Raw genomic sequence first — 24171 nt, forward strand, 5'->3', positions numbered from 1 at the left:
AATAATGGGTTAATAACCCAGTAAGAGTGTTATATGATATGCTAAAAAAGCAAGAACATATGCCGTAATACTCGTAAATGCCAACAGATAAAAGAAATACTTCAAGCCACCTGCTTCACGGGTAAATACAACAGAAGCGGCAAAACACGGAAGATATACCATGATTATTACGATAAACGCCACAGCTGATGCAAAAGAGATGTTTTTGCTGATGGCATCTTTTAGCGAATAGGTTGTCTCATCGACATTTTCACCAAGTGCATACAATACACCAAGTGTTGAAACAATGACCTCTTTTGCCGCCAAGCCGGTTTCAAGTGCCACCGCCATTTTCCAATCCAGTCCAAGCGGACGAAAAAGCGGCTCGGAAAATGCACCGATTCGTCCCAAATAGCTCTGTTGTAAATTTTTACTTGCAAATTCGTTTGTCAGTTTTGCTTTTGCCTCTGCTGTTTGTGCCTGTTCTATTTTTACTTCATATTTTTTTTCTAACTCCGTATTGTGTGGATAATTACTTAAAAACCAGATAAGTATGGTAGCTCCGGCAATAAAAGTCCCCGCTTTTTTCAGATACATCAATGTTTTTGAAACTACCGTATGCCAGACAAGCTTGAAAGATGGCAAACGGTACTTTGGCATCTCCATAACAAAAGGTTCATCTACCCCTTTAAAAGCCGTAATTTTTAAAATTTTGGCAGCAATCAGCCCGAGCATTGCACCTGTAATATAGATAGCAAAAAGAACATTGCCTGCAATTGATTCACTGAAAAATGCTCCGGCAAAAAGCACATACACAGGCAGCCTTGCCCCACAGGACATAAAACTGATGATAAAAAGTGTGAGCAGTCTGTCTCTGTCATTTTTGAGGATTCTCGCACTCATATAAGCAGGAATGGAACATCCAAAACCGGTTACCAAAGGAATAAAACTCTGTCCGTGCAAACCAAATTTATGGAAAAATCCATCGAGCAAAAAAGCAACCCGCGACATGTAACCGGTACTCTCAAGCAAGGCTATCCCTATAAAGAGGATAATGATATTCGGTGTAAAAAGCACAACCGCTCCCACTCCCGCAATAAGCCCGTCAACAACCAAAGAACGTATATCCTCATTAGTGATTGTTGCACCGATGGCATCTCCAAACCAACCAAAAAATCCGTCAATCCACTCCATAGGTACTGCACCCAGTACAAAGGTAAGCTGAAAAAGCCCCCACATTAAAAACAAAAATATAGGAATACCGTATAAAGGATGAATCAAAACAGAATCGATCTTTTCCGTAATTGTCTTTTTCTCTTTTTCCTGTTTTGTTACTTTCACGACTTCAGCAACAATACCTCGGTTAAAAGAGGCATATTCTTCGGCAAAAGCTTCCTTGATGTCATCTGTATCATGGTGCAGTTCTATATGTTTGGACGCTTCTATCAAAATAGGCTGCAACTCTATCCAAATAGGATCATCATGCAGTTTTTCATAAGTTTTTCTGTTTTCCTTTAAAAGATTTATTGCAATATTTCTATAACTGTTTTTTGCTTCATATTTGTGTTTTTTCAGATAAGAGACTATCTTTTGTATCTCTTCTTCAACCGGTTCGCTAAATACAAGCTTCGGTTCAAGTTTGGGATTTTCATGCACATCAACAACCATGTTTATCAACTCTTCTATCCCTGTTTTTTGTGCTGCTGAAACTTTTACACAGGGGACATTGAGCAGTTCGGACATATACTCGGCATTTATCTCTATGCCCTCTTTATCCGCTTCGTCACTCATGTTCAGGGCAATGACCATCTTTTTACTCATCGTAAAAAGTTCTGCTGTGAGTTGGAGATTTTTTTCCAGATTTGTAGAGTCTACGACATTGATAATAATATCATAGTCTTCCGCGCAAAGATAATCTCTTGTGACTCTCTCTTCTATTGTATAGTCCGTAAATGCATAGGTTCCGGGCAAATCAACAACAGTAAAATGATAATGTTTATAATCAAACAACACCTCTGTTTTATCCACTGTCACACCGGAAAAGTTTCCTACATGCAAGTGGGCATTGGAGACAGAGTTAATCAGCATACTTTTACCGACATTCGGCTGTCCCACCAGTGCTACTTTAATATGATTGGCAATAATCGGGCATACTTTTGTTTCTTCATTCATATTGTTTCAACCTCAATAAGTTCTGCTTCTTCGGCACGTAAGGCAATTCGCATTTTTCCTACTTTTACTTCTATTGTTTTTTTTCGCGGGGCATGCTCTAGTACCTGCAGTTGTGTATCTTTCATAATGCCAAAGGAGATAAGTCTTTGTTTTAAATCATAATTTGTCGCCAACTTTAAAACCTTTACTTTTTCGCCTTTTTCACAGTCTATTAATTTTTTCATTTTATTCACTTTGTCTCTTTTAAAAATTATAATTAAGCATAAACTGAACACGATTCCAGTCATGGTCTGTATTTACAGAGTTTTCTTTATCTTTTTGCATACTGTATACACATGCAAACAATAATTCATTATCTATATTATACTCTAAACTTACATCTTGTTCTGTTATATGTGCTTTCTCACCCAAACTGTTTGCATTTCCTTTAAAATCACCATAGGCATACAAAAGAGTAAAAATCTCTGTTGTATAACCAATTGAGGATACCAAAGCATGCGCATCCCTGTCATCCGCAATATCATCCAATATGAGTGTATCCATACTGCTAAAAAGTGTTCCTCCGCCAAATCCGCTAAAACTTGCTGTGGCAGGGTCGTTTAAAGATTTGTCATAGGCAATACTCAAACTGATTCCCTTTACTACAAATTCAAACAACCCGCCATAAATCGTAGTGTCATAAGCACTTGAAGCCAACTCTCTTTCATTTAAATACTGCAAAACACAGTGAAGAATCATATCCTCATTAAAATGGTACTGAATCCCTCCATCGAGGTAAAATGCATTTGTTACATCTGTAATATTATAAACCCAAAGATTTAATTCCCATACATTATGATAGCTTAGCCCGCCAAAATTTGTCCCTCGGCTACCCGTTTTTTCCCATGGAGTATCCAGTCCGGCATCAACTCCCTGCCATGACTGAATATTTCCGGCCATCATCTCTAACCCGCCATCCGAATAAGATGCAACATACGCTTCAAAAGTATTACTTATCATACGGATATCATCACTGTCAGCCAGTGGAGTGTCTAAAATCTGGCGTCCTGCCCTTATGTTAAATGCTTTATATTTATAATTTATATATGCTTCGGCAAGCTGCGTATAACTGCCGTCACTTGAAGAGAGTTCACTGTTGTGCCGAGTTCCCTCACCTGTTGCAAAGCCTAGATCATGTGATATGTAAACAGCCGCACCCGCATTAAAACCCTGCAGTTCTGCCAACTCATACTTTAACTTTCCGCCAAGTGCAGTCGCATAATTATTCGCCACATTTTGTTCTTTTTGCTCATATCCGGCAAACATAATCCTAAGCTGACCTGAGACTCTGGCATCTTCAAACATGTGTTCAATATTATTTATTGGAGAAACTTTTCTCACCTGCATCAAGGCCTCTTTGTCTATATTTTTTCTTACAGAGTGAAGACGTTTCTCATTGACTAATGTTTGTTCGGCAGCACTCAGCAATGCTGTAAAAGAAAAATATAATATACTGAGTCTAATAATTTTTAGCATAAAATTCCTATTTATGATTTTGATATGCAATAATAATTCAGTTCTACTTACAGTAAGCTTAATGATATTGATAATATTTATCATATCTTTCTATTCTGTTTAATATGATTTTGCTATAATTGCATTTATATTTTACAAAGGCAGCTATTTATATGAAATTTTTATGGACACCCTCTTCTCACTTTAATCTCGCAAATATGTTTACCTTTGTCAACATCACAGCAGGACTCCTTGCAACCTATTTTATCACACAGAACAATTTTACTTTGGCGATAGTTTTGGCATGGATTGGCGGTGCTTTTGATATATTTGACGGAAAAATTGCAAGAAAGTATAAACTCTCCAATGAGTTTGGGGTACAACTTGACAGCTTTGCAGATTTTTTAAGTTTTGTTCTCGTTCCTGTCTTTTTGATATTTCAAGCCGCATATGCACCTTCTTTGCATGGGTTGTGGTTTATTCTTGCGGCAATTGCAAGTATCTACTATGTGATATCAGGGCTGCGCCGTCTTATCCATTTCAATTTGCATACCGACGCCGGTGCGGTTGATAAATATTTTACGGGTGTACCGACGCCGCTTGGAGCAATTCTGCTCTGGCTTGTCTATTTGTTAAATACTTACAATATTTTACCGGCATACGGAGTTATCGTTTGTATGTTGCTTATCGGCTGGAGTTTGAATTCTACTATAAAAGTAAAACATCCCTAAGCATCAGGCTTTAAAGACACAAGCCCGCACTGAAGTACGGGTTCCGAAAAGTTCCTTAGTTTAATAGCATTCAGACTGAAATCTATGCTGCAAAAAATTTATAAGCTGCCATGGCAAACTTACATTTTAAGCACCCTTGGAACCCGTACTTCAGTGCGGGCTTTAAGCTTTAAAATCTCCATTTTCTATTTGGAATTTACAGCGTATTTTCCGCTTCCAAGAAGTATGACAAGCAGAGACAGTATCAGATAAAGCAACGGTGTCTCCCAGGACAAACCTCCAAACTTTGAAAGTGTCAGTGAAAACCCATATGCCAAATAGATTGCCGCAAACATATTCACAACCAAGGCAGTCGCCGCCACTCTGGCATAGAGCCCTAAAATAATAAAAATTGGCGCTATCAACTCCCCAAAGTAGACGCCATAGGCTAAAAACTCAGGCAATCCCGCACTGACAACCAGACTTTTAACACCGCCTATACCATGTATGACTTTGTGAATTCCGTGAAACAGGATCAACACACCCAAACTTATTCGCAACAGCAGTTTTGCAATATCCTGATTTTGAAACATTTTATCCCTTTTTCTCTGTTATTTTAAATTTGCATGAACCGACACTTATTACCTTACCCTTTTTCACAGCCTCTTTTATATAAGCAAAAACACCCTCTACATCATCATTGCCTATTTCTTCTTCTATTATTTTTAAAATATCCTTCTCAGATGTCAGCGTCCAGCTCTTTTCATAATTGTACCTTGTCTCTATTTTCATGTATCGTCTCCATCATCTTCACTCTTGAGCGGCAACTCTTTTTTCGGCTTTAATCCCAGTGCTTTCATATTTTGCGCTCTTTTGATAACATTGCCGCGTCCCGTGCTGAGTCTGTTCATCGCCTTGTCATAAGAGTCCTGTGTTTTTTGCAGGTAGGCTCCTATGTGTTTCATCTCTTCAACAAATAATACAAGTTTGTCATACATCGCTTCTGCTTCTGCGGCTATCTTTTTTGCATGTTCTTCCTGCCTTTGCGTTCGCCAGATGTGCTCTATGGTTCTGAGCGTTACAAGCAGCGTAGAAGGAGATACGACTAAAATATTGTTTTCATAGGCACGCTTGAAAAATTCTCCGTCTTGTTCAAGTGCCAGTAAAAAAGCTCCCTCAATCGGCATAAAAAGCAGAACAAAATCAAGCGTATTGACCCCTTCAAGTTTTTCATAGTTTTTTGCACTCAGCTCTTTTATATGTGAAGAGATACTTGCAATATGCTCTTTTAAGGCTTTTGCTTTTTCTTCAGGCTCATCCGCATTGACAAACCGTTCATACGCAGTAAGTGAGACCTTGGAATCCACTATAATATCTCGCTTTTGCGGCATATGTATTATGACATCGGGTCGGTATGTTTTACCCTCGTTTGACTTGAGTGTGGCCTGGAGTTCATACTCAACACCTTCGCGCAAACCTGACTGTTCAAGTATATTTTCCAAAACCAGTTCACCCCAGTTTCCCTGCGTTTTGTTCTCGCCTTTGAGGGCATTGGTCAGGTTGAGCGCTTCTTGTGCCAGTGTTTCATTCATCATTTTCAGGCGATGCAGTTCATCTTTGAGCAAATGGCGGTCTTTGAGTTCCACTTCAAACTGTTCTCTTGCCTCTTTTGAAAAATTTGTTATCTGCTCGCGAAAAGGTTTTAAAAGCAGTTCCAGCTGCTCTTTGTTTGCACTGCTGAACTGTTTTGACTTGTCTTCAAATATTTTATTTGCCAAAATTTTAAATTCCTGTGAAAGTTCTTCTTTTGCTTTTTGTAAAACTTCCAATTTCTCAGCCGATGCTTTCATCTCATCATTGTATCTCGCATTTAAAACCGCATATTCAATCTCCAACGCGTTATAGTCTTCTTTTAACTGTTCATACGAACCATTGAGTGTAAAATAACTGCTTTGCAACTCTTCTGCCTTTACATGTAAACGTTTGTTCGTGTTTTTTTCTTTTAAATAAAAATATAAAACCAGTAAAAATGAGAGGAGCAAAAAAGCAATAACGACTAAAGAGATGTTTTCATTCATATAAAACCTTCTATAATTTTCTTTTCTGTATTATACTGGATTTTGCCCAGACTTGAAGTCTCAATGCCGTTAAGTTAAGCAAAAAACTGCTGAGAAACTTCTCGGAATCGGTACTTTAGTGCCGACTATGAACGCTCTTTTATCATTCCAGACCAGACTACAAAAAAATTTACCTGCTCTTTTGTAGCATTATAAACTTAAGTAATTAAAAATATTTGCAACTTTACTGTAAATATTAAAAAATTTAGCTATAATTCCATAAATATTTTAAGGGGAAGATGCCCTGATAGACTTAAAGTGGAAATTTTAGTAGAACTTGCGTCATCTCCTTATGTATAAAAAGGCTTCAAAAGCCTGTTAAAAAAGGATAATGATGCAAGAAACTGCACAAGAAACACAAACAACAACTACAGAAGAACCTACAATCACATTTGATTCGTTAAACCTAAAACCCGAAATACTTAAAAGTGTAAAATTCGCCGGCTTTACAGTCCCCTCTCCTATTCAGGAACAGGCAATTCCTATCATACTTGAAGGCCGTGATATGGTCGGACAGGCACACACGGGTACAGGAAAAACAGCAGCTTTTTCACTTCCTGTTCTTTCAAACATGAAACTCAACGGCAAAGTGGAGATGCTTGTCATCACACCAACACGGGAACTCGCAACACAGGTCAGTGATGAAATATTCAAATATGGCCGTAATCTGAATGTAAAGACAGTTACCGTATACGGGGGAAGCTCTTATAAGCGCCAACTTGACCTTATCGGTCGCGGTGCAAGTGTTGTCGTAGCAACACCCGGAAGAATGCTTGATCTCTTAAAAAGAAATATGCTCAACAATTTTGCACCGAGTGTCGTTGTACTTGATGAGGCAGATGAGATGCTTGACATGGGATTTTTGGATGACATCACTGAAATTTTCTCTTATCTTCCAACAGACAGACAGACTCTGCTTTTCTCGGCAACTATGCCTCAGCCGATTAAAAATCTTGCAAACAAGATTTTAAAAGACCCTGCTTTTGTCTCTATCACAAAAGGGGAGACAACAAATGCCGATATCGAACAGGAGTATTATGTCATTGATGAGCACGAAAGAGATGATGCGATTATTCGTCTTATGGATGCTGAAAACAGTACAAAATCAGTTGTCTTTTGTAGAACAAAATCAGAAGTTGACAGATTAAGCAATGTTCTTTCAAATGCAGGATATCTGGCGAACGGTCTGCACGGTGACATGGAGCAGCGTCAGCGTGAGACTGTTATCAAAGGTTTCAAAAACGACTCTGTCAAAGTCCTTGTGGCAACCGATGTGGCTGCCCGCGGTATACATGTAAGCAATATTTCTCATGTATTCAACTATCATATTCCTTTTGATCCTGAGTCTTATGTTCACCGTATCGGGAGAACAGGACGTGCAGGAACAAAAGGAAAGGCTATCACACTGTTGACACCTTTGGAGTTTAAAGAACTGCAGCGTATCAAACAAAAAGTCGGTACCTCAATGAATCATGCATTCGTGCCAAGCAAAAATGATTTGCGTGAATCTACTGTGGAAAAAATGGTCAAAACAATTGAAGACCAAAAAATATATGATGAGGCACATAAAATTCTTGACCGTCTCAAAGAAGATATAGATGAAGAAAAAATCATGTTCAAACTCATCTCTATGATTCTTGACAGACAGGATATAAAAGGACCGAGCAATATCGGTATTCCTGCTGACAAACTCGCTGCTATCCTGGAACGTGCTGGAAAACGCAATGACAGTCGAGGAAAAGGCGGCAGAGGTCGTGGCGGGTTCCGCGGAAACAGCCGTAACCGTTCGGGCGGAGACAGAAACCGTTCTGGCGGCGAAAGAAACCGTGACGGCGGCGGATACAGAGGCAACAGAAGTTCTTCAAACAGAAACCGAAACAGAGACTAGTTTTTATGGACACTCTCATCATTTATGAAGATGAAAACTTTTTTATAGAAAAAGAAGAGAGTGAAATTCCCTGGCTCAAAATCTTCACAAAAAAGCCTTACAAAGAGCTTGGAGACATGCCAAAAGAGCTGCGCCTGCAGCTCTTTGAAATCTTTGATATCATCGAAGATGAAATGAAAAAATATTACAAACCTTCCAAAATAAATATGGCTTCCTTCGCAAATATGCTTCCGCGCGTCCATTTACATGTAATGGCAAGATTTGAAAATGACAGCTGCTTTCCTAATCCGATGTGGGGTGAAAAGCTAAGAGATGCTGTTTTAAACCTGCCGGATGAAGCAGAATTTTATAAAAGAGTTGTTGTAGCTTTAAAACAAATCAGCCTGGGTTAAAACCTAGCCTACGTGCTCTTTTAGAAACGGTGCTTTAGCATTTTAACAAAATATCATCGGAACCGGTACTTTATTGCCGGCTATTGGCGTTTTTCTGCCACTCTCGCCCGCACTAAAGTCATAAGTATCTACACAACTTAAAACTCCATCTGCATAAAGTCATTGAGTTCTTTTTTAATGCTATGGAGTTCTTCAATATCATAAAGTTCAAGCATATCCATAGCAGAGAAGAAGTTCCATAAACCTGCTAACAGAGCCGGAGAGGTAGATATCTTCTTTCTTGCTACCAATCTCCCGCTTAATCGAACTAAAAACTTTCTAATTGCCAGCATGTTTTTACTATTTGTATGTTCAATTTCCCATACAAGCAAACAGGCATAAGAGGCAACAAACAAGCGTTTAAATATAGCCTGTGCACTCTCTTGCTGCCATTTTTCCAAATTAAACCCTGAGCTTTTTAACAGTTTAAAATACGTTTCTATATTCCATCTGTAATAATACCACAATCCTATCCTTGTTATATCCACGGTAATTCAAGTTTAATAACCAGTTAAATAAACTAGAACAAAATTTGCTTACTCCTATAAAAATTAGGAGGAGCAGATGCAAGTATTATTGGAAGAGTTTAGACAACTACCAGATTATAGAAAAAATAAAGTGCGATACACACATCCAGGAGAGATATTATTTTTATCACTTTTGGCTCTCCTTTCAGGTGCCGGGAGCTATGAAGATATTGCAACATGGATGAAAGAGAGAAAAAGAGAACTCTCTAAATTTTTGGGTCGTGCTTTTAAAGCTCCGGCATATACAACAATAAGAAATACATTTTTGGGAATTGATACACAAGCAGTAGAGAAGATGCAACAAAAATGGATTCATCAACTTTCAAATACTCCAAAAGATTCACAAACATTGACAATAGTTGCAACAGATGGGAAAACCATGAGAGGTTCTGCAAATAAAGAGATGAGTGAGAAAGCCAGACATATAGTTTCGCTCTTTCTAACAGAATCTAAACTTACATTGGCACAAGCCCAGGTACAAGAGAAAACAAACGAGATTCCCGCACTTGTTGAACTATTAGATGCTTTAAACCTCACAAATTGTGTGATTACCATGGATGCTATGCATACTCAAAAAAAACATTGAATAAAATAGTAAAGTGTGGACATGATTATATTGCACAGGTAAAATCGAATCAGAAAGAGCTTTTAAAATGGGTAATATTCAATACCTCTCTTGAAGATGCTAAGCCAATAGATACTTATGCCCATTATGAGCATAACACTCATGGGAGATATGAAGAGAGGGTTTGTGAAGTCTATGATGACCTCTATCAAATCAAAAAGAGTTGGTTATCTGTAAAAAGGGTTGTAAAGATTACAGCAACAACACTATCGTATGGAAAACATACGACAGAGTATCATTACTATATTTCAAGTCTTGATGTAGATGCAAAAACTTTTGCACATATTATCAGGAGCCATTGGAAAATTGAGAACTCTTTACACTATGTAAAAGATGTCAGTTTCGATGAGGATAGCTCAAGAGTTCGCACAGGTCAAGCACCTTTAATCTCTACAATGTTAAGAAGTCTTGCCATAAATATCATGAATATTAACAAAATCTCCAATATTAAAAAAGCCAGAAAGGTTTTTGGATGGAGTCCTCATAAGCTTTTCAGTCTTAGTAGTAGACTTGGGTGAGTATTAAACTTGAATTACCGTGCAACATCTTTTGGAAGATTGCTTAACAGAAGCCAGGTAGCAACTGTATTGTTCTTCTCATCTATGAGTCTTTGGACTATAAATCTGTTTTTTATTGGCTTGCCTTTTACTTTTTGTTTTATTGTTTTACCTTGTGGCGTATCTGTCTTTTGATAGCTGTCTCTTGTTATAAGTATATCTACCGTATTAACATAAATTTTTACTTTTTTATTTTGATACTGTATAGTTTTTACATATTTGCCTTTATCCATTTTTTTGGACAACTCTTTTTGGGTAATATCTTCATCTTCATACCTGACTTTGACATTGTCTAATGCTCGTACTATATATAAATCCTCTTTTTGCAGTCCTCTGAAAAACCCCGCACTGTCTGCTTCTCTGTCAATTACATGTACAATTTTCTTTTGTATGTTGAGGGATTGATTGATATAAGCTATTCTTTGTGTTAATTCACCGAGATGGGTAAGATGACTCTTCATTGTAGGATTATAGCTTGAGAGCACTTTATCTTGTGTCTTTAGGTTCTGTACCAAGGGAAGGATTGGTTTGCCGCTGCTGCTCTCAATTGCAAGGGAACTTTGCAACTCATATCCTCTTGATGAAGCATTATTTACATTGCTTCTGCGTTTTCGTATACAATCTGTTTTTGCCGTATGGTTTTTATAATTTATGAGTGACCAGTCATGGGCTACAAGTATATATTCATCACTGCTTTTATTAATAGTTTTAATCCCTCTTGTAAGCATTGGCTCATTGAGTGACTCTATATCTACATGCTCATTATTGTAAAATCTCCAAGCACTTTGTGCTTGTGAAAATCCTTCAGTCTTTTGTAGCAGGTTTAATCCATTGGTACTGTGTTGTTTATGATTCATATGACTTTTTACCAGTCTCATATATCTTTTTTTTTAAACGCTCTTCCATTGCATAAACTCTCTTGTTTTTTAAAATCTTATGCAATATCTATTCCGCTTTCTTTGCTTTTTTGAGTTGTGTAGATACTTATGACTTCAGTGCCGGCTGAGAGTGGCAGGACTATTGCAACAGCCGGCACTGAAGTCATAAGTATCTACACAACTTAAAACTCCATCTGCATAAAGTCATTGAGTTCTTTTTTAATGCTATGGAGTTCTTCAATATCATAAAGTTCAAGCATATCCATAGCAGAGAAGAAGTTCCATAAACCTGCTAACAGAGCCGGAGAGGTAGATATCTTCTTTCTTGCTACCAATCTCCCGCTTAATCGAACTAAAAACTTTCTAATTGCCAGCATGTTTTTACTATTTGTATGTTCAATTTCCCATACAAGCAAACAGGCATAAGAGGCAACAAACAAGCGTTTAAATATAGCCTGTGCACTCTCTTGCTGCCATTTTTCCAAATTAAACCCTGAGCTTTTTAACAGTTTAAAATACGTTTCTATATTCCATCTGTAATAATACCACAATCCTATCCTTGTTATATCCACGGTAATTCAAGTTTAATAACCAGTTAAATAAACTAGAACAAAATTTGCTTACTCCTATAAAAATTAGGAGGAGCAGATGCAAGTATTATTGGAAGAGTTTAGACAACTACCAGATTATAGAAAAAATAAAGTGCGATACACACATCCAGGAGAGATATTATTTTTATCACTTTTGGCTCTCCTTTCAGGTGCCGGGAGCTATGAAGATATTGCAACATGGATGAAAGAGAGAAAAAGAGAACTCTCTAAATTTTTGGGTCGTGCTTTTAAAGCTCCGGCATATACAACAATAAGAAATACATTTTTGGGAATTGATACACAAGCAGTAGAGAAGATGCAACAAAAATGGATTCATCAACTTTCAAATACTCCAAAAGATTCACAAACATTGACAATAGTTGCAACAGATGGGAAAACCATGAGAGGTTCTGCAAATAAAGAGATGAGTGAGAAAGCCAGACATATAGTTTCGCTCTTTCTAACAGAATCTAAACTTACATTGGCACAAGCCCAGGTACAAGAGAAAACAAACGAGATTCCCGCACTTGTTGAACTATTAGATGCTTTAAACCTCACAAATTGTGTGATTACCATGGATGCTATGCATACTCAAAAAAAACATTGAATAAAATAGTAAAGTGTGGACATGATTATATTGCACAGGTAAAATCGAATCAGAAAGAGCTTTTAAAATGGGTAATATTCAATACCTCTCTTGAAGATGCTAAGCCAATAGATACTTATGCCCATTATGAGCATAACACTCATGGGAGATATGAAGAGAGGGTTTGTGAAGTCTATGATGACCTCTATCAAATCAAAAAGAGTTGGTTATCTGTAAAAAGGGTTGTAAAGATTACAGCAACAACACTATCGTATGGAAAACATACGACAGAGTATCATTACTATATTTCAAGTCTTGATGTAGATGCAAAAACTTTTGCACATATTATCAGGAGCCATTGGAAAATTGAGAACTCTTTACACTATGTAAAAGATGTCAGTTTCGATGAGGATAGCTCAAGAGTTCGCACAGGTCAAGCACCTTTAATCTCTACAATGTTAAGAAGTCTTGCCATAAATATCATGAATATTAACAAAATCTCCAATATTAAAAAAGCCAGAAAGGTTTTTGGATGGAGTCCTCATAAGCTTTTCAGTCTTAGTAGTAGACTTGGGTGAGTATTAAACTTGAATTACCGTGCAACATCTTTTGGAAGATTGCTTAACAGAAGCCAGGTAGCAACTGTATTGTTCTTCTCATCTATGAGTCTTTGGACTATAAATCTGTTTTTTATTGGCTTGCCTTTTACTTTTTGTTTTATTGTTTTACCTTGTGGCGTATCTGTCTTTTGATAGCTGTCTCTTGTTATAAGTATATCTACCGTATTAACATAAATTTTTACTTTTTTATTTTGATACTGTATAGTTTTTACATATTTGCCTTTATCCATTTTTTTGGACAACTCTTTTTGGGTAATATCTTCATCTTCATACCTGACTTTGACATTGTCTAATGCTCGTACTATATATAAATCCTCTTTTTGCAGTCCTCTGAAAAACCCCGCACTGTCTGCTTCTCTGTCAATTACATGTACAATTTTCTTTTGTATGTTGAGGGATTGATTGATATAAGCTATTCTTTGTGTTAATTCACCGAGATGGGTAAGATGACTCTTCATTGTAGGATTATAGCTTGAGAGCACTTTATCTTGTGTCTTTAGGTTCTGTACCAAGGGAAGGATTGGTTTGCCGCTGCTGCTCTCAATTGCAAGGGAACTTTGCAACTCATATCCTCTTGATGAAGCATTATTTACATTGCTTCTGCGTTTTCGTATACAATCTGTTTTTGCCGTATGGTTTTTATAATTTATGAGTGACCAGTCATGGGCTACAAGTATATATTCATCACTGCTTTTATTAATAGTTTTAATCCCTCTTGTAAGCATTGGCTCATTGAGTGACTCTATATCTACATGCTCATTATTGTAAAATCTCCAAGCACTTTGTGCTTGTGAAAATCCTTCAGTCTTTTGTAGCAGGTTTAATCCATTGGTACTGTGTTGTTTATGATTCATATGACTTTTTACCAGTCTCATATATCTTTTTTTTTAAACGCTCTTCCATTGCATAAACTCTCTTGTTTTTTAAAATCTTATGCAATATCTATTCCGCTTTCTTTGCTTTTTTGAGTTGTGTAGATACTTATGACTAAAGTACGGGTTCCGAAATAGTTGGCAATTGAGAAGCAAAAAAAATATTTTTCGCCTCTCAAGTTCTCATTTTTATTCTAGTTCAAGGCGGATATAAATATATTTGAGGAGCTTACTATAGTAAGTGACGAAAAGATATTATTATCCAACGCAGAAATTGGATAAAAATGTTACTTGAGTGGTGAAAAAGGGATAAGGGCGCTTCCCCAGGTTAATCCTCCGCCAAAGGCGTCAAGCAGCATCAGCTCACCAGGCTCAAGTTCCCCTGATTCATACAGATCATTAATAGCCATCGGAATGGAAGCTCCTGAAGTATTTCCATACTTTTGTACAGTGATTACGACCTGATCATCTCTCATTTTTAAAGCTTCGCCAACAGCTTTGATAATTCTCAAATTTGCCTGATGCGGAATAAAATGTTTGATATTTTCACTTTTTATGTTATTTTCTTCTAAAATTTCTTTAACATCTTTTGTCAACGTACGCACAGCTACTTTAAAAGTTTCATTGCCTTTCATCTGCATAAAACAGCTTCCCGCTTCACTTTCAAGTGCATCATGTGCAGAACCGCTGCCGCCGTTTGGTGTCATTAGCAAATCTGCATATTGACCGTCAGCACCTGTATGTACATCTATAATAGCTTCACTTTTATCATCTGTTGCAGAAATTACAGCAGCCCCTGCACCGTCACCAAAGAGTATACATGTACCGCGGTCACTGTAATCTGTAATAGCAGAGAGTTTTTCCGCACCGATGATTAAAATGTTTTTTTTCATCCCTGATTCTATAAATGCTTTTGCTATTGCCAAAACATAGATAAAGCCTGTGCACGCTGCAGAAATGTCAAAAGCAGTGGCATTTTTGATACCCAGTTTTGTAGCAATGACTGTTGCGGTTGATGGCATACAAAAGTAGTCGGGTGAAATTGTAGCGGTTATTACCATATCTATCTCAGAGCTCTCTATACCGCTTCGCTCTAAGGCTTTTTGCGCGGCTTTTGCACCTAAATCACTTGTAAATTCATCTTTAGCAGCAATGTGACGCTCTTTAATTCCCGTTCTTTTGGTAATCCATTCATCTGAAGTGTCCACCATATGAGAGAGTTCTTCATTTGTAAGTATTTTTTCGGGCACATAGGCACCAATAGAGCGAAATGCAGCGTAAGCCATTTAGATATCCTTTTGTTTTAACTCTTGAAGCCTTGCAATAATATGTCTGTTAACGCCGGTATCGACATAATCAATAGCCTGATAAATTGCATTTTCAATTGCCCTGGCATTACTTTTTCCATGACTGACAATTGCACAGCCTTTTATACCGATAAGAGGAGCTCCTCCTATTTCGGCATAATCTATCTCTTTTTTTAAAAGTTTGAAAACTTTTCTCATTAACAGTGCACCGGTAATGCGAATAGGAGATTTTTTTATATAGTCTTTAATCAGTTGTGAGATTGTAGAGGCAACACCTTCACTTGTTTTAAGGACCAGATTTCCTACAAAGCCGTCACATGTAATAACATCACAGCTTCCGTTAAAAATATCACCGCCTTCGACATTTCCTTTAAAGCCTTTGTAACCTTCTAAAATTTTGAAGGCTGCTTTTGTGACTTCGTTCCCTTTGGAGTCTTCTTCACCATTGGCTAAAAGCCCGATACTCGGCTCTGCTATACCTAAAACATCTTCTGCATAACAACCGCCCATAACAGCAAATTCTGCCAAATGCTCAGGTTTGGAATCTACATTTGCCCCCACATCCAAAAGAACAGAACGACGCCCTGTTTTTGTTGGCATCAATGTGACAAGTGCAGGACGGGAAACACCCTGCAGGCGACCAAGTCTTAAAGTGGCAAGTGTCATTGTGGCACCACTGTGTCCGGCTGAAACCACACCGTCTGCCTGACCGTCTCTAACTAAATCCACAGCTTTATAGATACTGCTCTCTTTGCGTTTTACTGCATCTGTTGCAGCATCACTCATTGCAATGATATCCTGAGACTCGACAATTAAAATCTTATCTCTATAACGTTTTGGTAACAGAGGTAAAATTTCTGATTTATTTCCTACAAGTATCGGAGTGAATCTTTTCTTTTTGAGTGCTTTTATGCATCCGTTTACAATCGGCTCGGGACCAAAGTCCCCGCCCATTGCGTCAATAGCAATTTTTACCATTGACTACTTATACTCACCGGTAGTTGGGTTAATGTGGTGTGGTAATCTATAAGTTCCGTCTTTATCTTTAACCGGACGGGCTAAAGAAATTTTATAATGAGTTCTTCTCTTCGCTGAACGGGAATGAGAGACTCTTCTCTTAGGTACTGCCATAACTTTTTTCCTTAATTTAATTTTTCAATTGCGCCGTTGAGACGACTAAAGCTTTGCCTCAAACGAGGCAAGAGTTTAAAACTCAATTTCTTCTGGTTTAGAGCAATTTCCACATGAATGGTAATCACTTTTGATAAGTTCGATCTCTGAGTGTAAAATCTCTTCAAGATCCACATTACCGTCCAAAGACTCAACAACATCCAAAAGAGTGCTGCTGTCATCTTCGTATATTCCGTCATTAATGAAAAATTCGACCTCTTCATTAACTTTAAGATTAAAATCCTGCGCACATATATCACAGGATTTTTCCAGTGTTCCACTGATGCTTGCTTTAAGCAGAATCAATTTTGCACTATGGTACTCCAAAAAACCTTTAAAAGTCATTTCATTCGAGGTGATTTCAAAGTCTAAAGGAGTTTTTGTTACTTTTCTAAGCACAATCCTCATCGGATATACTTAAGAAATTTCTCTCTCAGCAAAAAAGAATGCAATTTCATTCGCAGCATTTTCAACCGAGTCACTTCCATGAACTGCATTTGCATCGATATTTTCAGCGAAATCTGCACGGATAGTACCTGCTTCAGCCTCTTTAGGGTTTGTAGCACCCATTAAATCACGGTTTTTCTGCATAGCATTTTCACCTTCTAAAACTGAAACAACAACCGGTCCACTGATCATAAAATCAACTAAGTCGTTGAAAAAAGGTCTCTCGGCATGAACAGCATAAAATGCCTCAGCATCAGCACGGGAAAGCTGTAGTTTTTTTGTTGCTGCAATTCTAAGACCATTGCTTTCAAAACGATCTAAAATTTTGCCTATAACACCTTTTGCAACTGCATCTGGTTTGATTATTGATAGTGTACGTTCCATCAAATCTCCTCTGAAAATATAAAATTAGAATGGAATTGTATCTAAAAAAAGATTGTTTTTAGTTTAAAATGTAAATTTTATGGATTTAAATGAATTAAAAGGAGTGTTATGAGAGCACAGAAGTGCTCTTATAACTATTCTACTACCGGTTCGTGGTTTAAACGCTGTTCTTCAGTAATATCTTCACGGTGCTGTGGACTTGGCCCAACAACATCCCATGTTATACAACCCTCAGTCGGACAAGCAGTAGCACATGCAGGCTCATCATGATGTCCAACACACTCTACACATTTGTCTGGATACACATAATAAATATCCTCACCTGTTGGATTATCATCCTCATCTACGATTGCTTCTACCGGACACTCATCTATACAAGCTCCACAGTTAATACATGTATCATTAATTACAACTGACATTTTATTCTCCTTGTTTTTATTAAAATGCAACTATACACTGTAGACTTTTAAATACAGCTAAAAGCGCTCAGCTAGTTTAAAAACTGTAGTTTATAGGTTACACTTAAACTATATTAGATGCCTAAATACTCTTTTATTGCATCAACTCTGTCTGTTTTTTCCCAGTTGAAACCAAGATTTTCACGGCCGAAATGTCCGTAAGCAGCCGTTTTTCGATAAATTGGCTTTAATAAATCCAGTGATTTGATTATTCCGGCAGGGGAAAGATCAAAAAGCTCTTTTATACAGCTTTGGATTTTCTCTTCTGCCACTATGCCGGTATTGTGCGTGTCAACCATAATTGAGACAGGCTGTACTACACCGATTGCATAGGCAACCTGAATAGTCACCTTGTCACAAGCTCCTGCGGCTACAAGATTTTTTGCAACCCAGCGCGCTGCATATGCGGCTGAACGGTCAACTTTTGTCGGATCTTTTCCTGAAAATGCACCACCGCCATGTGGACAACTGCCTCCATAGGTATCAACAATAATTTTACGACCTGTAAGTCCGGCATCTCCCTGAGGACCGCCGATTACAAATTTTCCTGTCGGATTGATATGAAAAACAGTGTTTTCATCCATCATCTCCGCAGGAATTACTTTTCGTATCACTTCTGCTATAACATCTTTGTGGATCTGCTCTTGCGATACTTCAGGTGCGTGCTGTGTGGAAATAACAACAGTTTCTACAGAAACAGGCTTCTCGTCTACATACTTTACACTGACTTGTGCCTTTCCGTCAGGACGCAGATAGGGAATAATTCCCTCTTTTCTTACTTCTGCCAGGCGTTCTGTCAAACGGTGGGAGAGGTGAATAGGCAAAGGCATCAGCACATCTGTCTCACGACAGGCATATCCAAACATTAACCCCTGATCGCCTGCTCCGGTTTCTCCTCCGGCCTGATCAACCCCCTGATTGATATCAGGAGACTGTTCTCCTATGCCGTTTAATACTGCAGCTGACCTGTGATCAAAACCATACGTTGCATCGGTATACCCGATATCTCGGATTACTTCTCTTGCAATCTCTTGCATTGGGGCATACGCCGTCGTCTTCAGTTCGCCTGCAATTACACAAAAACCATTTGATACCAGTGTTTCACACGCTACACGTGCATTGGTATCATGCTCAATAATATAATCCAGAATTGCATCACTGATCTGATCTGCCATCTTGTCAGGATGCCCTTCTGTTACAGACTCTGAAGTAAATATATACTCTTTCGTCATCGATTTTCCTTATTGAAGTACAGGGTCCAGCCCCATAAATCGAACGAATTATAGCACACTCTGAAACTTTTATTCTTAATGAGAAAAAATTACAGATAAACTTTAGGGCTGCCCTTTATAAAAGCTGTTAAACTCTTCAAAGAGTTCCGGAAAGTGTTTTTTCAAAGCTTCAGGCTTGTCAAAATAACGCTCCGTGACTACGGCAAAGAATTCTGCCTCATTTGTTGCGGCATAGGCACCTAAAAGCTTGTATTTCCCCCAGTCACGATTTTTCAGGGCAACATCACTGAGTTTGTTAAACTCTCTTGAAAGCACTTTTGCCCACTCGTGATATTTTGCATACGGCAATGGCAGTGTTCCGTCTGCACTGCCGTCAAGAAAGTCTATTTCATGGGCAAATTCATGTAGCAACACATTGTTTTCATGGAGATGATAGGCATCTTTTTTTGCATCATGCCAGGAGATGACAACGGTATCACTTGCTGACTGTCCCTCAAGCAAAAATTCACCTTTGGTGTATATACCACCGTTGGCACTCACCTGCCTTGCAACCATAGTATAAGGATATATCAAAATTGTCGAAAGATTTTCATAACAGGCTGTAAACTCTACATGCAACACCAATAAACAGGCATGAAAAGCAATCACTATTTTCATTTCATCACTCACATCAATATTGATACCTGTAAACTCTTTTGTGTTGATAAAAATCAATATAGATTTATGTATGCGCTGTTGTTCTTCCTCTTTGAGTCTGTTATAGAGCACAATACGTTTGAGTATTGCTATATATTCTTGACGTATTGGCTGTTCTAAGATTTTTTGCAGTTTTTTTTGTTTGGAGTATGTGTAAATCACATAGGCACTCAGCAATGCAAAGCCGAGACCAAGCATAAGCGTTAAAAGAGCAAAATAGTAGTTCATTCCTAAAAATCGTCTTGTTCAAATTCTTGATCGGCTTTTTCATCTTCAATTCTCTGCAGTTCTTCATCACTGAGCATCATTGTTTTTATCTTTTTTGTCAAATTTGTTCTGTCCGGGAGTTTCGTCATGTAGGCATAGGCTCCGTATGCCATTACAATCACAGTGATAATCAGAATGCTTTTTTGCACCGGATTAAATGTCTGAATAGGCTCTTTAATTTTCATCTCACACACTCCGCCAGGGCAGTGTGTTGCCTTATTCTTTTTTACCAGATTAAAAATTTTACATCCCAGACAAATGGAAAAAGCTGCTTCAAAAAAGAGCAGTGCCATACAGATAAGGCAGACAAGAACTTTTAGCGGATTTGGCTGAAAATCAAGCACCAGATAATAAAACATCGGCCAGGCTATTATCATGCCCAGTGCCCAGGCAAAGCGTTTTTGTTCGGCTCCGACATATTCCGGTGTCTGATTGCTTACAAAAAAACGTCCCAATAACAGACTCGGAGCATAGCGTGGCTGAATCACTCTGAGTGTAAAATCAATAGCAAAAAACGTCACAAAGTATTTAGAAAACACTGCTGTCCCAAGCATCACTCCGTTTGTAAGCCCTATAAATGCACCTACAAAAAGAATTGCCGCGGCAGCTCTTGCTTCTCTCTCATTGAGTACCCGTACATCATAGCCGGGAACTTTTTCGCCATATGCAAAAAATTCTTTTAGTTTTTCCATTTTTTTCCTTCTCTAACTATCCAATTCAAATATCATAAAGTTTTTCATTAAAGTGTCGAATTATACATAATTCGGGTTTAACCTATCAAAACATTTTTCTGTAGTATTTTCATATCGCTGTCAAAATCATACATTATAATCTCGCCTGTCGGTATTTCAAATTGCACTATCTCCTGTGGAGTCATCTTTTCAAGTTCCATTACCAAGGCACGCAGAGAGTTGCCGTGTGCCGAAATCAATACAGTTTTTTTCTCCTGCAGTTGCGAAAAAATCTGCTCTTTATAATATTGCAGAACTCTCTTTTTTGTATCCTGTAAAGATTCTGACAAAGGCAAAAGCGCTCTGTTGACATTCGCATATTTTTTATCATTCCATACACATCTTTTATCGTTTACATGTAAAGGTGGCGGCGGCACGTCATACCCGCGTCTAACAGCCAGAAATTTTTCTTCTCCATACTCTTTTTTGACTGCATCTTTATCTCTGCCCTGCCAGTCTCCGTAATGTCTTTCATTGAGTTTATAACTTTTAAGCATATTTATATGCTCCCATTCCAACTCCTGCAGTAATATCTGTGCTGTATGAATGGCACGTTTCAGCCATGATGTAAAACAGATATCCGGATAGATATTATGCTTTTTTAACACTCCTCCGGCTTTTTTTGCTTCATCCCTGCCCTGCTGACTCAAGTCAACATCTGTCCATCCTGTAAAAACATTTTTTTGGTTATATATACTTTGTCCGTGACGCACTAAAACCAACCTTGCTTTGCTCATTAGTCATCTCCCAAATTTTCTGCAAAATAAGAACTTCTTACCAAAATACCTGAAGCTACTGCACGAAATCCCATACACAAGGCCTCTTCTTTCATTTCATCAAAAAACTCCGGCGGGTAATATTTTGCTACCTTATGATGTTTTTGCGTCGGTTGCAGATACTGTCCGAGTGTCAATTCACTCACGCCGACATCCAACAACTCCTGCATTGTGACCAGCAACTCTTTTTTTGTTTCACCAAGCCCACACATCAAAGAGGACTTTACATGTAAAGGTGAATATCTGGCATAATACTCCAAAACTTTTAATGAACGGTCATAATCACTCTGCGGACGTATACTTTTACTTAATCGTCTGACAGTTTCCTGGTTGTGTGCCAGTTTGTCAGCACCGCTTGTTGTAATTGTCTGCAAGGCATCTTGAGTGTATTTAAAATCAGGCGTTAAAAGTTCTATTTTTATCTCTGGATTTTTCTCTTTTATCGCTTGGACACAGCGTGCGAAATGCCCGGATCCGTAATCTTTCAAATCATCTCTGTCCACCGATGTAATCACAACATACTGCAGCTCTAACTCCTGGACAGCCTTCGCCAGACGTTGCGGTTCGTTCATGTCGACAGCTCTGCCATGACCTGTTTTTACGTTGCAAAAAGCACAGGCTCTTGTGCAGGTATCGCCTAAAATCATAAATGTTGCACTGTTTCGCGCATAGCACTCTGCTCTGTTTGGGCAGGCTGCCGCTTCGCATACTGTTGTCAAAATATTTTTTTCCAAAATATCCTGCATATTTTGTAAAATCTCCGGAGCAGGTACTTTGACTTTTGGTTTAAACGGCATCTTCAAAATATTTTCCTATAAAATGTACCATCTGCTCGTTTACTTCTTTTGACGTGAGAATCAAGCCTTCATTTTTTAAAGAAGTCGGTACAATATTTGCCAGGTTACACGGTGAAACCAGTGAATGAAAGTCCAAATCCACATCAACATTCAAAGCAACACCATGCAAAGAAACCCCTCTGGAGTAGCGAAAACCCAAAGAGGCAATTTTACGATTTTGTATATAAAAACCGGGCTTGTTTTTGTCATATCTGACTGCAGGCAGATTTTTCATAAAAAAACTCTCGAAAGCCTCAAGAACTTTTTTATAAAATCGCGCCGGCTGTTTTACCTGAAAACAGAAATAAAAGATGTTCTGTCCCCTCGAGTGACAGGTAACGGAACCCCCTCTGTCGCTTTGCACGGTGGGTACATTGAAATGCCTTTGCTCATCACTGCCCACTGTAAAAACCGCAGGATGCGAACACAGTATGAGGTGATTTTGTGCATCTTGCTGTGCCTTTACATGTAAAGCGTGCATCTGTCTGTTTGCTGTAACATATGCAATTTCACCCCAGTTATGGACAATCATAACTTAAAGAATGTTCTCTCTAAAGCTTCACTGAATGTCGGATGTCCGAAAATCGTCCGTTTTGCCTGCGCCGCATCCATTTCACCAGCCAAACTCATACCTGCGATGGCGACAAGTTCTTCTGCATTCGGTGCCAGAATTTCGGCACCAAGGATAAATCCTTCCTGATCCGCATATGTAATCATCACTCCTTTTGCAGCATGATTATATACAGAGTAGGGAAAATGACTCAAAGGAACAATGCTTGATTTTAAACCGTCAGTTTTTCCGACTACAGCATAACTCATAGGCAGGGTGTGTATAAATTTGACAACATGGTCCAGATTGAGAGGACGTGGATTGTTCCCTAAAATACGCTCTACAACATTTAAAACCTCTGCTCTTGCAGCATGAGCGAGCTGAAGTTTTGCGTTACAGTCCCCTATGGCATAATGATTTTTCAGGGTTGTTTCAAAAAATCTGTCTGTGACAATGCCTTTTTCAACTTGTATCTCTTTACATGTAAGAAAATCAACATTCGGTCTGCGCCCGGCTGCAACAAGCAAAACAGGCATATAGATACTGCTTTTGTCTTCAAAAGTGATATGCACACCTTTTTTTGTACTTTTTGCAGTTTGTATTTTGTGCATCTCAAGAATTTTCACACCGATTTTTTCAAGCTGGTTTTTTACCTCTTTTTGAATAAGCGGGTTTGAGTGTTTTAAAATTTGGTCGTCGCGATTGACAAGTGTTACCTGTGTGCCTGCCGTTGCGAAAAAACCTGCCATTTCCAAACCTATAGCCCCGACACCGTAAATGGCAATTTTTTCCGGCAGCTTTTGCATCATCAGCACCTCATCACTGACGATAATATCCTTGGCATTATACTCTATGCCTTCAGGAATAAAAGCCGAAGAACCCGTGCCCATGACGATATGCTCTGCTTCAAGAATTTTACCGTTGACTTCTACCTTATGGGGTTCTTTGAGTCGGGCTTCGCCCTCTATTAAATCTACATGCGCACACTGTTTCTTAATTGCCTGCCAGGCATTGTTTATCAAATCTGTTTTTCTATGAAAAAGCTTTTGCATTGAAAGTGCTGTTTGTCCTTCTAAAATGTCACTTTTTGACGCATACACAACATTGGCATAATGTAAAAACATTTTTGAAGGAATACACCCCTTATGCAGACAGACACCTCCAAGCTGACGCATATCTTTTTCAACCAAAGCCACTTTTTTGCCGTTTTTTGCCGCAACAATTGCTCCTGCATAGTTCAATCCGCCACCGATAAAAATTATGTCATACAT

26 protein-coding genes and 2 pseudogenes are annotated in these 24171 nt (G+C 38.3%); 5 read left to right on the top strand and 23 right to left on the bottom strand.

Features of this window, described 5'->3' with window-relative positions:
- Positions 1-9: 9 nt before the first annotated feature.
- The 3 genes from feoB to ETP70_RS09555 are packed head-to-tail and all read right to left on the bottom strand — an operon-like array spanning position 10 to position 3666.
- Positions 10-2151, bottom strand: coding sequence for a ferrous iron transport protein B (feoB, locus tag ETP70_RS09545; RefSeq protein ID WP_151900966.1), 2142 nt, complete (start codon positions 2149-2151; stop codon positions 10-12).
- Positions 2148-2375 carry a FeoA family protein gene (locus ETP70_RS09550; RefSeq protein WP_151900967.1) on the bottom strand — a complete coding sequence of 76 codons (228 nt, stop codon included), beginning with the start codon at positions 2373-2375 and terminating at the stop codon, positions 2148-2150. The genes feoB and ETP70_RS09550 overlap by 4 nt, the downstream gene beginning before the upstream one ends.
- Positions 2376-2394: 19 nt before the next feature.
- Positions 2395-3666: an OprD family outer membrane porin gene (locus ETP70_RS09555; protein WP_188109983.1), complete on the bottom strand. Its 1272-nt coding sequence runs from the start codon at positions 3664-3666 to the stop codon at positions 2395-2397.
- Positions 3667-3818: 152 nt separating this feature from the next.
- Here ETP70_RS09555 and ETP70_RS09560 point away from each other — a divergent pair, with 152 nt between their 5' ends.
- The gene (locus ETP70_RS09560; protein ID WP_151900969.1) at positions 3819-4376 is read left to right on the top strand and encodes a CDP-alcohol phosphatidyltransferase family protein; all 558 of its coding nucleotides are present in this window, start codon (positions 3819-3821) and stop codon (positions 4374-4376) included.
- A 185-nt stretch (positions 4377-4561) separates the two neighbouring features.
- On the opposite strand, the gene ETP70_RS09565 is transcribed toward ETP70_RS09560, so the two are convergent.
- The 3 genes from ETP70_RS09565 to ETP70_RS09575 are packed head-to-tail and all read right to left on the bottom strand — an operon-like array spanning position 4562 to position 6433.
- Positions 4562-4948: a DoxX family protein gene (locus tag ETP70_RS09565; RefSeq protein ID WP_151900970.1), complete on the bottom strand. Its 387-nt coding sequence runs from the start codon at positions 4946-4948 to the stop codon at positions 4562-4564.
- A 1-nt stretch (position 4949) separates the two neighbouring features.
- Entirely contained in the window at positions 4950-5147 is a 198-nt protein-coding gene (locus tag ETP70_RS09570; RefSeq protein WP_151900971.1) for a hypothetical protein, read from the bottom strand.
- On the bottom strand, positions 5144-6433 hold the full coding sequence (locus ETP70_RS09575; protein ID WP_151900972.1) for a DNA recombination protein RmuC: 1290 nt from the start codon (positions 6431-6433) through the stop codon (positions 5144-5146). Before ETP70_RS09575 ends, ETP70_RS09570 begins: the two co-directional genes overlap by 4 nt.
- 373 nt (positions 6434-6806) lie before the next feature.
- Here ETP70_RS09575 and ETP70_RS09580 point away from each other — a divergent pair, with 373 nt between their 5' ends.
- Together ETP70_RS09580 and ETP70_RS09585 are read left to right on the top strand one after the other, a co-directional pair.
- Positions 6807-8360: a DEAD/DEAH box helicase gene (locus ETP70_RS09580; protein WP_151900973.1), complete on the top strand. Its 1554-nt coding sequence runs from the start codon at positions 6807-6809 to the stop codon at positions 8358-8360.
- A gap of 5 nt (positions 8361-8365) precedes the next feature.
- The gene (locus ETP70_RS09585) at positions 8366-8752 is read left to right on the top strand and encodes an HIT family protein (RefSeq protein WP_151900974.1); all 387 of its coding nucleotides are present in this window, start codon (positions 8366-8368) and stop codon (positions 8750-8752) included.
- Between the two features lie 137 nt (positions 8753-8889).
- On the opposite strand, the gene ETP70_RS09590 is transcribed toward ETP70_RS09585, so the two are convergent.
- The gene (locus ETP70_RS09590; RefSeq protein WP_151900975.1) at positions 8890-9279 is read right to left on the bottom strand and encodes a hypothetical protein; all 390 of its coding nucleotides are present in this window, start codon (positions 9277-9279) and stop codon (positions 8890-8892) included.
- A gap of 76 nt (positions 9280-9355) precedes the next feature.
- On the opposite strand from ETP70_RS09590, the pseudogene ETP70_RS12600 reads away from it, so the two are divergent.
- Positions 9356-10461: pseudogene (locus tag ETP70_RS12600) on the top strand (ISAs1 family transposase).
- Positions 10462-10475: 14 nt separating this feature from the next.
- Here ETP70_RS12600 and ETP70_RS09605 read toward each other — a convergent pair.
- Positions 10476-11357 (bottom strand): hypothetical protein, encoded by an 882-nt coding sequence (locus ETP70_RS09605; RefSeq protein ID WP_151899462.1) that lies wholly within the window; start codon positions 11355-11357, stop codon positions 10476-10478.
- Between the two features lie 203 nt (positions 11358-11560).
- Positions 11561-11950 (bottom strand): hypothetical protein, encoded by a 390-nt coding sequence (locus tag ETP70_RS09610; RefSeq protein ID WP_151900975.1) that lies wholly within the window; start codon positions 11948-11950, stop codon positions 11561-11563.
- 76 nt (positions 11951-12026) lie between these two features.
- On the opposite strand from ETP70_RS09610, the pseudogene ETP70_RS12605 reads away from it, so the two are divergent.
- Positions 12027-13132 (top strand): annotated as a pseudogene (locus ETP70_RS12605) (ISAs1 family transposase).
- A gap of 14 nt (positions 13133-13146) precedes the next feature.
- Here the strand turns inward: ETP70_RS12605 and ETP70_RS09625 are convergent.
- From ETP70_RS09625 to ETP70_RS09690, 14 genes are all read right to left on the bottom strand, one after another.
- Positions 13147-14028 (bottom strand): hypothetical protein, encoded by an 882-nt coding sequence (locus ETP70_RS09625; protein ID WP_151899462.1) that lies wholly within the window; start codon positions 14026-14028, stop codon positions 13147-13149.
- A 305-nt stretch (positions 14029-14333) separates the two neighbouring features.
- Positions 14334-15332: a beta-ketoacyl-ACP synthase III gene (locus ETP70_RS09630; protein ID WP_151900976.1), complete on the bottom strand. Its 999-nt coding sequence runs from the start codon at positions 15330-15332 to the stop codon at positions 14334-14336.
- Positions 15333-16331: a phosphate acyltransferase PlsX gene (plsX, locus tag ETP70_RS09635; RefSeq protein ID WP_151900977.1), complete on the bottom strand. Its 999-nt coding sequence runs from the start codon at positions 16329-16331 to the stop codon at positions 15333-15335.
- A gap of 3 nt (positions 16332-16334) precedes the next feature.
- A complete protein-coding gene (rpmF, locus tag ETP70_RS09640; protein WP_013326319.1) occupies positions 16335-16484 on the bottom strand; it encodes a 50S ribosomal protein L32 in 150 nt (49 codons plus the stop codon).
- A gap of 75 nt (positions 16485-16559) precedes the next feature.
- On the bottom strand, positions 16560-16931 hold the full coding sequence (locus ETP70_RS09645) for a DUF177 domain-containing protein (protein ID WP_151900978.1): 372 nt from the start codon (positions 16929-16931) through the stop codon (positions 16560-16562).
- Positions 16932-16940: 9 nt separating this feature from the next.
- Positions 16941-17354 (bottom strand): nucleoside-diphosphate kinase, encoded by a 414-nt coding sequence (gene ndk, locus ETP70_RS09650; protein ID WP_151900979.1) that lies wholly within the window; start codon positions 17352-17354, stop codon positions 16941-16943.
- A 134-nt stretch (positions 17355-17488) separates the two neighbouring features.
- Positions 17489-17773, bottom strand: coding sequence for a 4Fe-4S dicluster domain-containing protein (locus ETP70_RS09655; RefSeq protein ID WP_151900980.1), 285 nt, complete (start codon positions 17771-17773; stop codon positions 17489-17491).
- Between the two features lie 113 nt (positions 17774-17886).
- Entirely contained in the window at positions 17887-19044 is a 1158-nt protein-coding gene (metK, locus tag ETP70_RS09660; RefSeq protein ID WP_151900981.1) for a methionine adenosyltransferase, read from the bottom strand.
- A 102-nt stretch (positions 19045-19146) separates the two neighbouring features.
- Positions 19147-19968, bottom strand: a complete 822-nt coding sequence (locus ETP70_RS09665; RefSeq protein ID WP_151900982.1) for a M90 family metallopeptidase — start codon at positions 19966-19968, stop codon at positions 19147-19149.
- 2 nt (positions 19969-19970) lie between these two features.
- Positions 19971-20699 (bottom strand): DUF4395 domain-containing protein, encoded by a 729-nt coding sequence (locus ETP70_RS09670; protein ID WP_151900983.1) that lies wholly within the window; start codon positions 20697-20699, stop codon positions 19971-19973.
- Positions 20700-20776: 77 nt separating this feature from the next.
- A complete protein-coding gene (locus tag ETP70_RS09675) occupies positions 20777-21475 on the bottom strand; it encodes a 2,3-bisphosphoglycerate-dependent phosphoglycerate mutase (RefSeq protein WP_151900984.1) in 699 nt (232 codons plus the stop codon).
- On the bottom strand, positions 21475-22311 hold the full coding sequence (gene lipA / locus ETP70_RS09680) for a lipoyl synthase (RefSeq protein WP_151901547.1): 837 nt from the start codon (positions 22309-22311) through the stop codon (positions 21475-21477). Before lipA ends, ETP70_RS09675 begins: the two co-directional genes overlap by 1 nt.
- A complete protein-coding gene (gene lipB / locus ETP70_RS09685) occupies positions 22301-22882 on the bottom strand; it encodes a lipoyl(octanoyl) transferase LipB (protein ID WP_151900985.1) in 582 nt (193 codons plus the stop codon). The genes lipA and lipB overlap by 11 nt, the downstream gene beginning before the upstream one ends.
- On the bottom strand, positions 22879-24171 hold the full coding sequence (locus ETP70_RS09690; protein ID WP_151900986.1) for a dihydrolipoyl dehydrogenase family protein: 1293 nt from the start codon (positions 24169-24171) through the stop codon (positions 22879-22881). The genes lipB and ETP70_RS09690 overlap by 4 nt, the downstream gene beginning before the upstream one ends.

This window comes from Sulfurimonas hydrogeniphila, from assembly GCF_009068765.1.
In the GTDB taxonomy this organism is placed as follows: Bacteria; Campylobacterota; Campylobacteria; order Campylobacterales; family Sulfurimonadaceae; genus Sulfurimonas; species Sulfurimonas hydrogeniphila.

Bases quoted from the DNA above. Each gene is read 5' to 3' on its own strand.
- ETP70_RS09690 (WP_151900986.1), bottom strand. From the start codon at position 24,171: ATGTATGACATAATTTTTATCGGTGGCGGATTGAACTATGCAGGAGCA.
- lipA (WP_151901547.1), bottom strand. From the start codon at position 22,311: ATGCCGTTTAAACCAAAAGTCAAAGTACCTGCTCCGGAGATTTTACAA.
- ETP70_RS09565 (WP_151900970.1), bottom strand. From the start codon at position 4,948: ATGTTTCAAAATCAGGATATTGCAAAACTGCTGTTGCGAATAAGTTTG.
- metK (WP_151900981.1), bottom strand. From the start codon at position 19,044: ATGACGAAAGAGTATATATTTACTTCAGAGTCTGTAACAGAAGGGCAT.
- ETP70_RS09655 (WP_151900980.1), bottom strand. From the start codon at position 17,773: ATGTCAGTTGTAATTAATGATACATGTATTAACTGTGGAGCTTGTATA.
- ETP70_RS09560 (WP_151900969.1), top strand. From the start codon at position 3,819: ATGAAATTTTTATGGACACCCTCTTCTCACTTTAATCTCGCAAATATG.
- ETP70_RS09575 (WP_151900972.1), bottom strand. From the start codon at position 6,433: ATGAATGAAAACATCTCTTTAGTCGTTATTGCTTTTTTGCTCCTCTCA.
- ETP70_RS09670 (WP_151900983.1), bottom strand. From the start codon at position 20,699: ATGGAAAAACTAAAAGAATTTTTTGCATATGGCGAAAAAGTTCCCGGC.
- ETP70_RS09645 (WP_151900978.1), bottom strand. From the start codon at position 16,931: ATGAGGATTGTGCTTAGAAAAGTAACAAAAACTCCTTTAGACTTTGAA.
- plsX (WP_151900977.1), bottom strand. From the start codon at position 16,331: ATGGTAAAAATTGCTATTGACGCAATGGGCGGGGACTTTGGTCCCGAG.
- ETP70_RS09605 (WP_151899462.1), bottom strand. From the start codon at position 11,357: ATGAATCATAAACAACACAGTACCAATGGATTAAACCTGCTACAAAAG.
- ETP70_RS09580 (WP_151900973.1), top strand. From the start codon at position 6,807: ATGCAAGAAACTGCACAAGAAACACAAACAACAACTACAGAAGAACCT.
- ETP70_RS09555 (WP_188109983.1), bottom strand. From the start codon at position 3,666: ATGCTAAAAATTATTAGACTCAGTATATTATATTTTTCTTTTACAGCA.
- rpmF (WP_013326319.1), bottom strand. From the start codon at position 16,484: ATGGCAGTACCTAAGAGAAGAGTCTCTCATTCCCGTTCAGCGAAGAGA.
- ETP70_RS09550 (WP_151900967.1), bottom strand. From the start codon at position 2,375: ATGAAAAAATTAATAGACTGTGAAAAAGGCGAAAAAGTAAAGGTTTTA.
- ndk (WP_151900979.1), bottom strand. From the start codon at position 17,354: ATGGAACGTACACTATCAATAATCAAACCAGATGCAGTTGCAAAAGGT.
- lipB (WP_151900985.1), bottom strand. From the start codon at position 22,882: ATGATTGTCCATAACTGGGGTGAAATTGCATATGTTACAGCAAACAGA.
- ETP70_RS09665 (WP_151900982.1), bottom strand. From the start codon at position 19,968: ATGAACTACTATTTTGCTCTTTTAACGCTTATGCTTGGTCTCGGCTTT.
- ETP70_RS09675 (WP_151900984.1), bottom strand. From the start codon at position 21,475: ATGAGCAAAGCAAGGTTGGTTTTAGTGCGTCACGGACAAAGTATATAT.
- ETP70_RS09630 (WP_151900976.1), bottom strand. From the start codon at position 15,332: ATGGCTTACGCTGCATTTCGCTCTATTGGTGCCTATGTGCCCGAAAAA.
- ETP70_RS09570 (WP_151900971.1), bottom strand. From the start codon at position 5,147: ATGAAAATAGAGACAAGGTACAATTATGAAAAGAGCTGGACGCTGACA.
- ETP70_RS09625 (WP_151899462.1), bottom strand. From the start codon at position 14,028: ATGAATCATAAACAACACAGTACCAATGGATTAAACCTGCTACAAAAG.
- ETP70_RS09585 (WP_151900974.1), top strand. From the start codon at position 8,366: ATGGACACTCTCATCATTTATGAAGATGAAAACTTTTTTATAGAAAAA.
- feoB (WP_151900966.1), bottom strand. From the start codon at position 2,151: ATGAATGAAGAAACAAAAGTATGCCCGATTATTGCCAATCATATTAAA.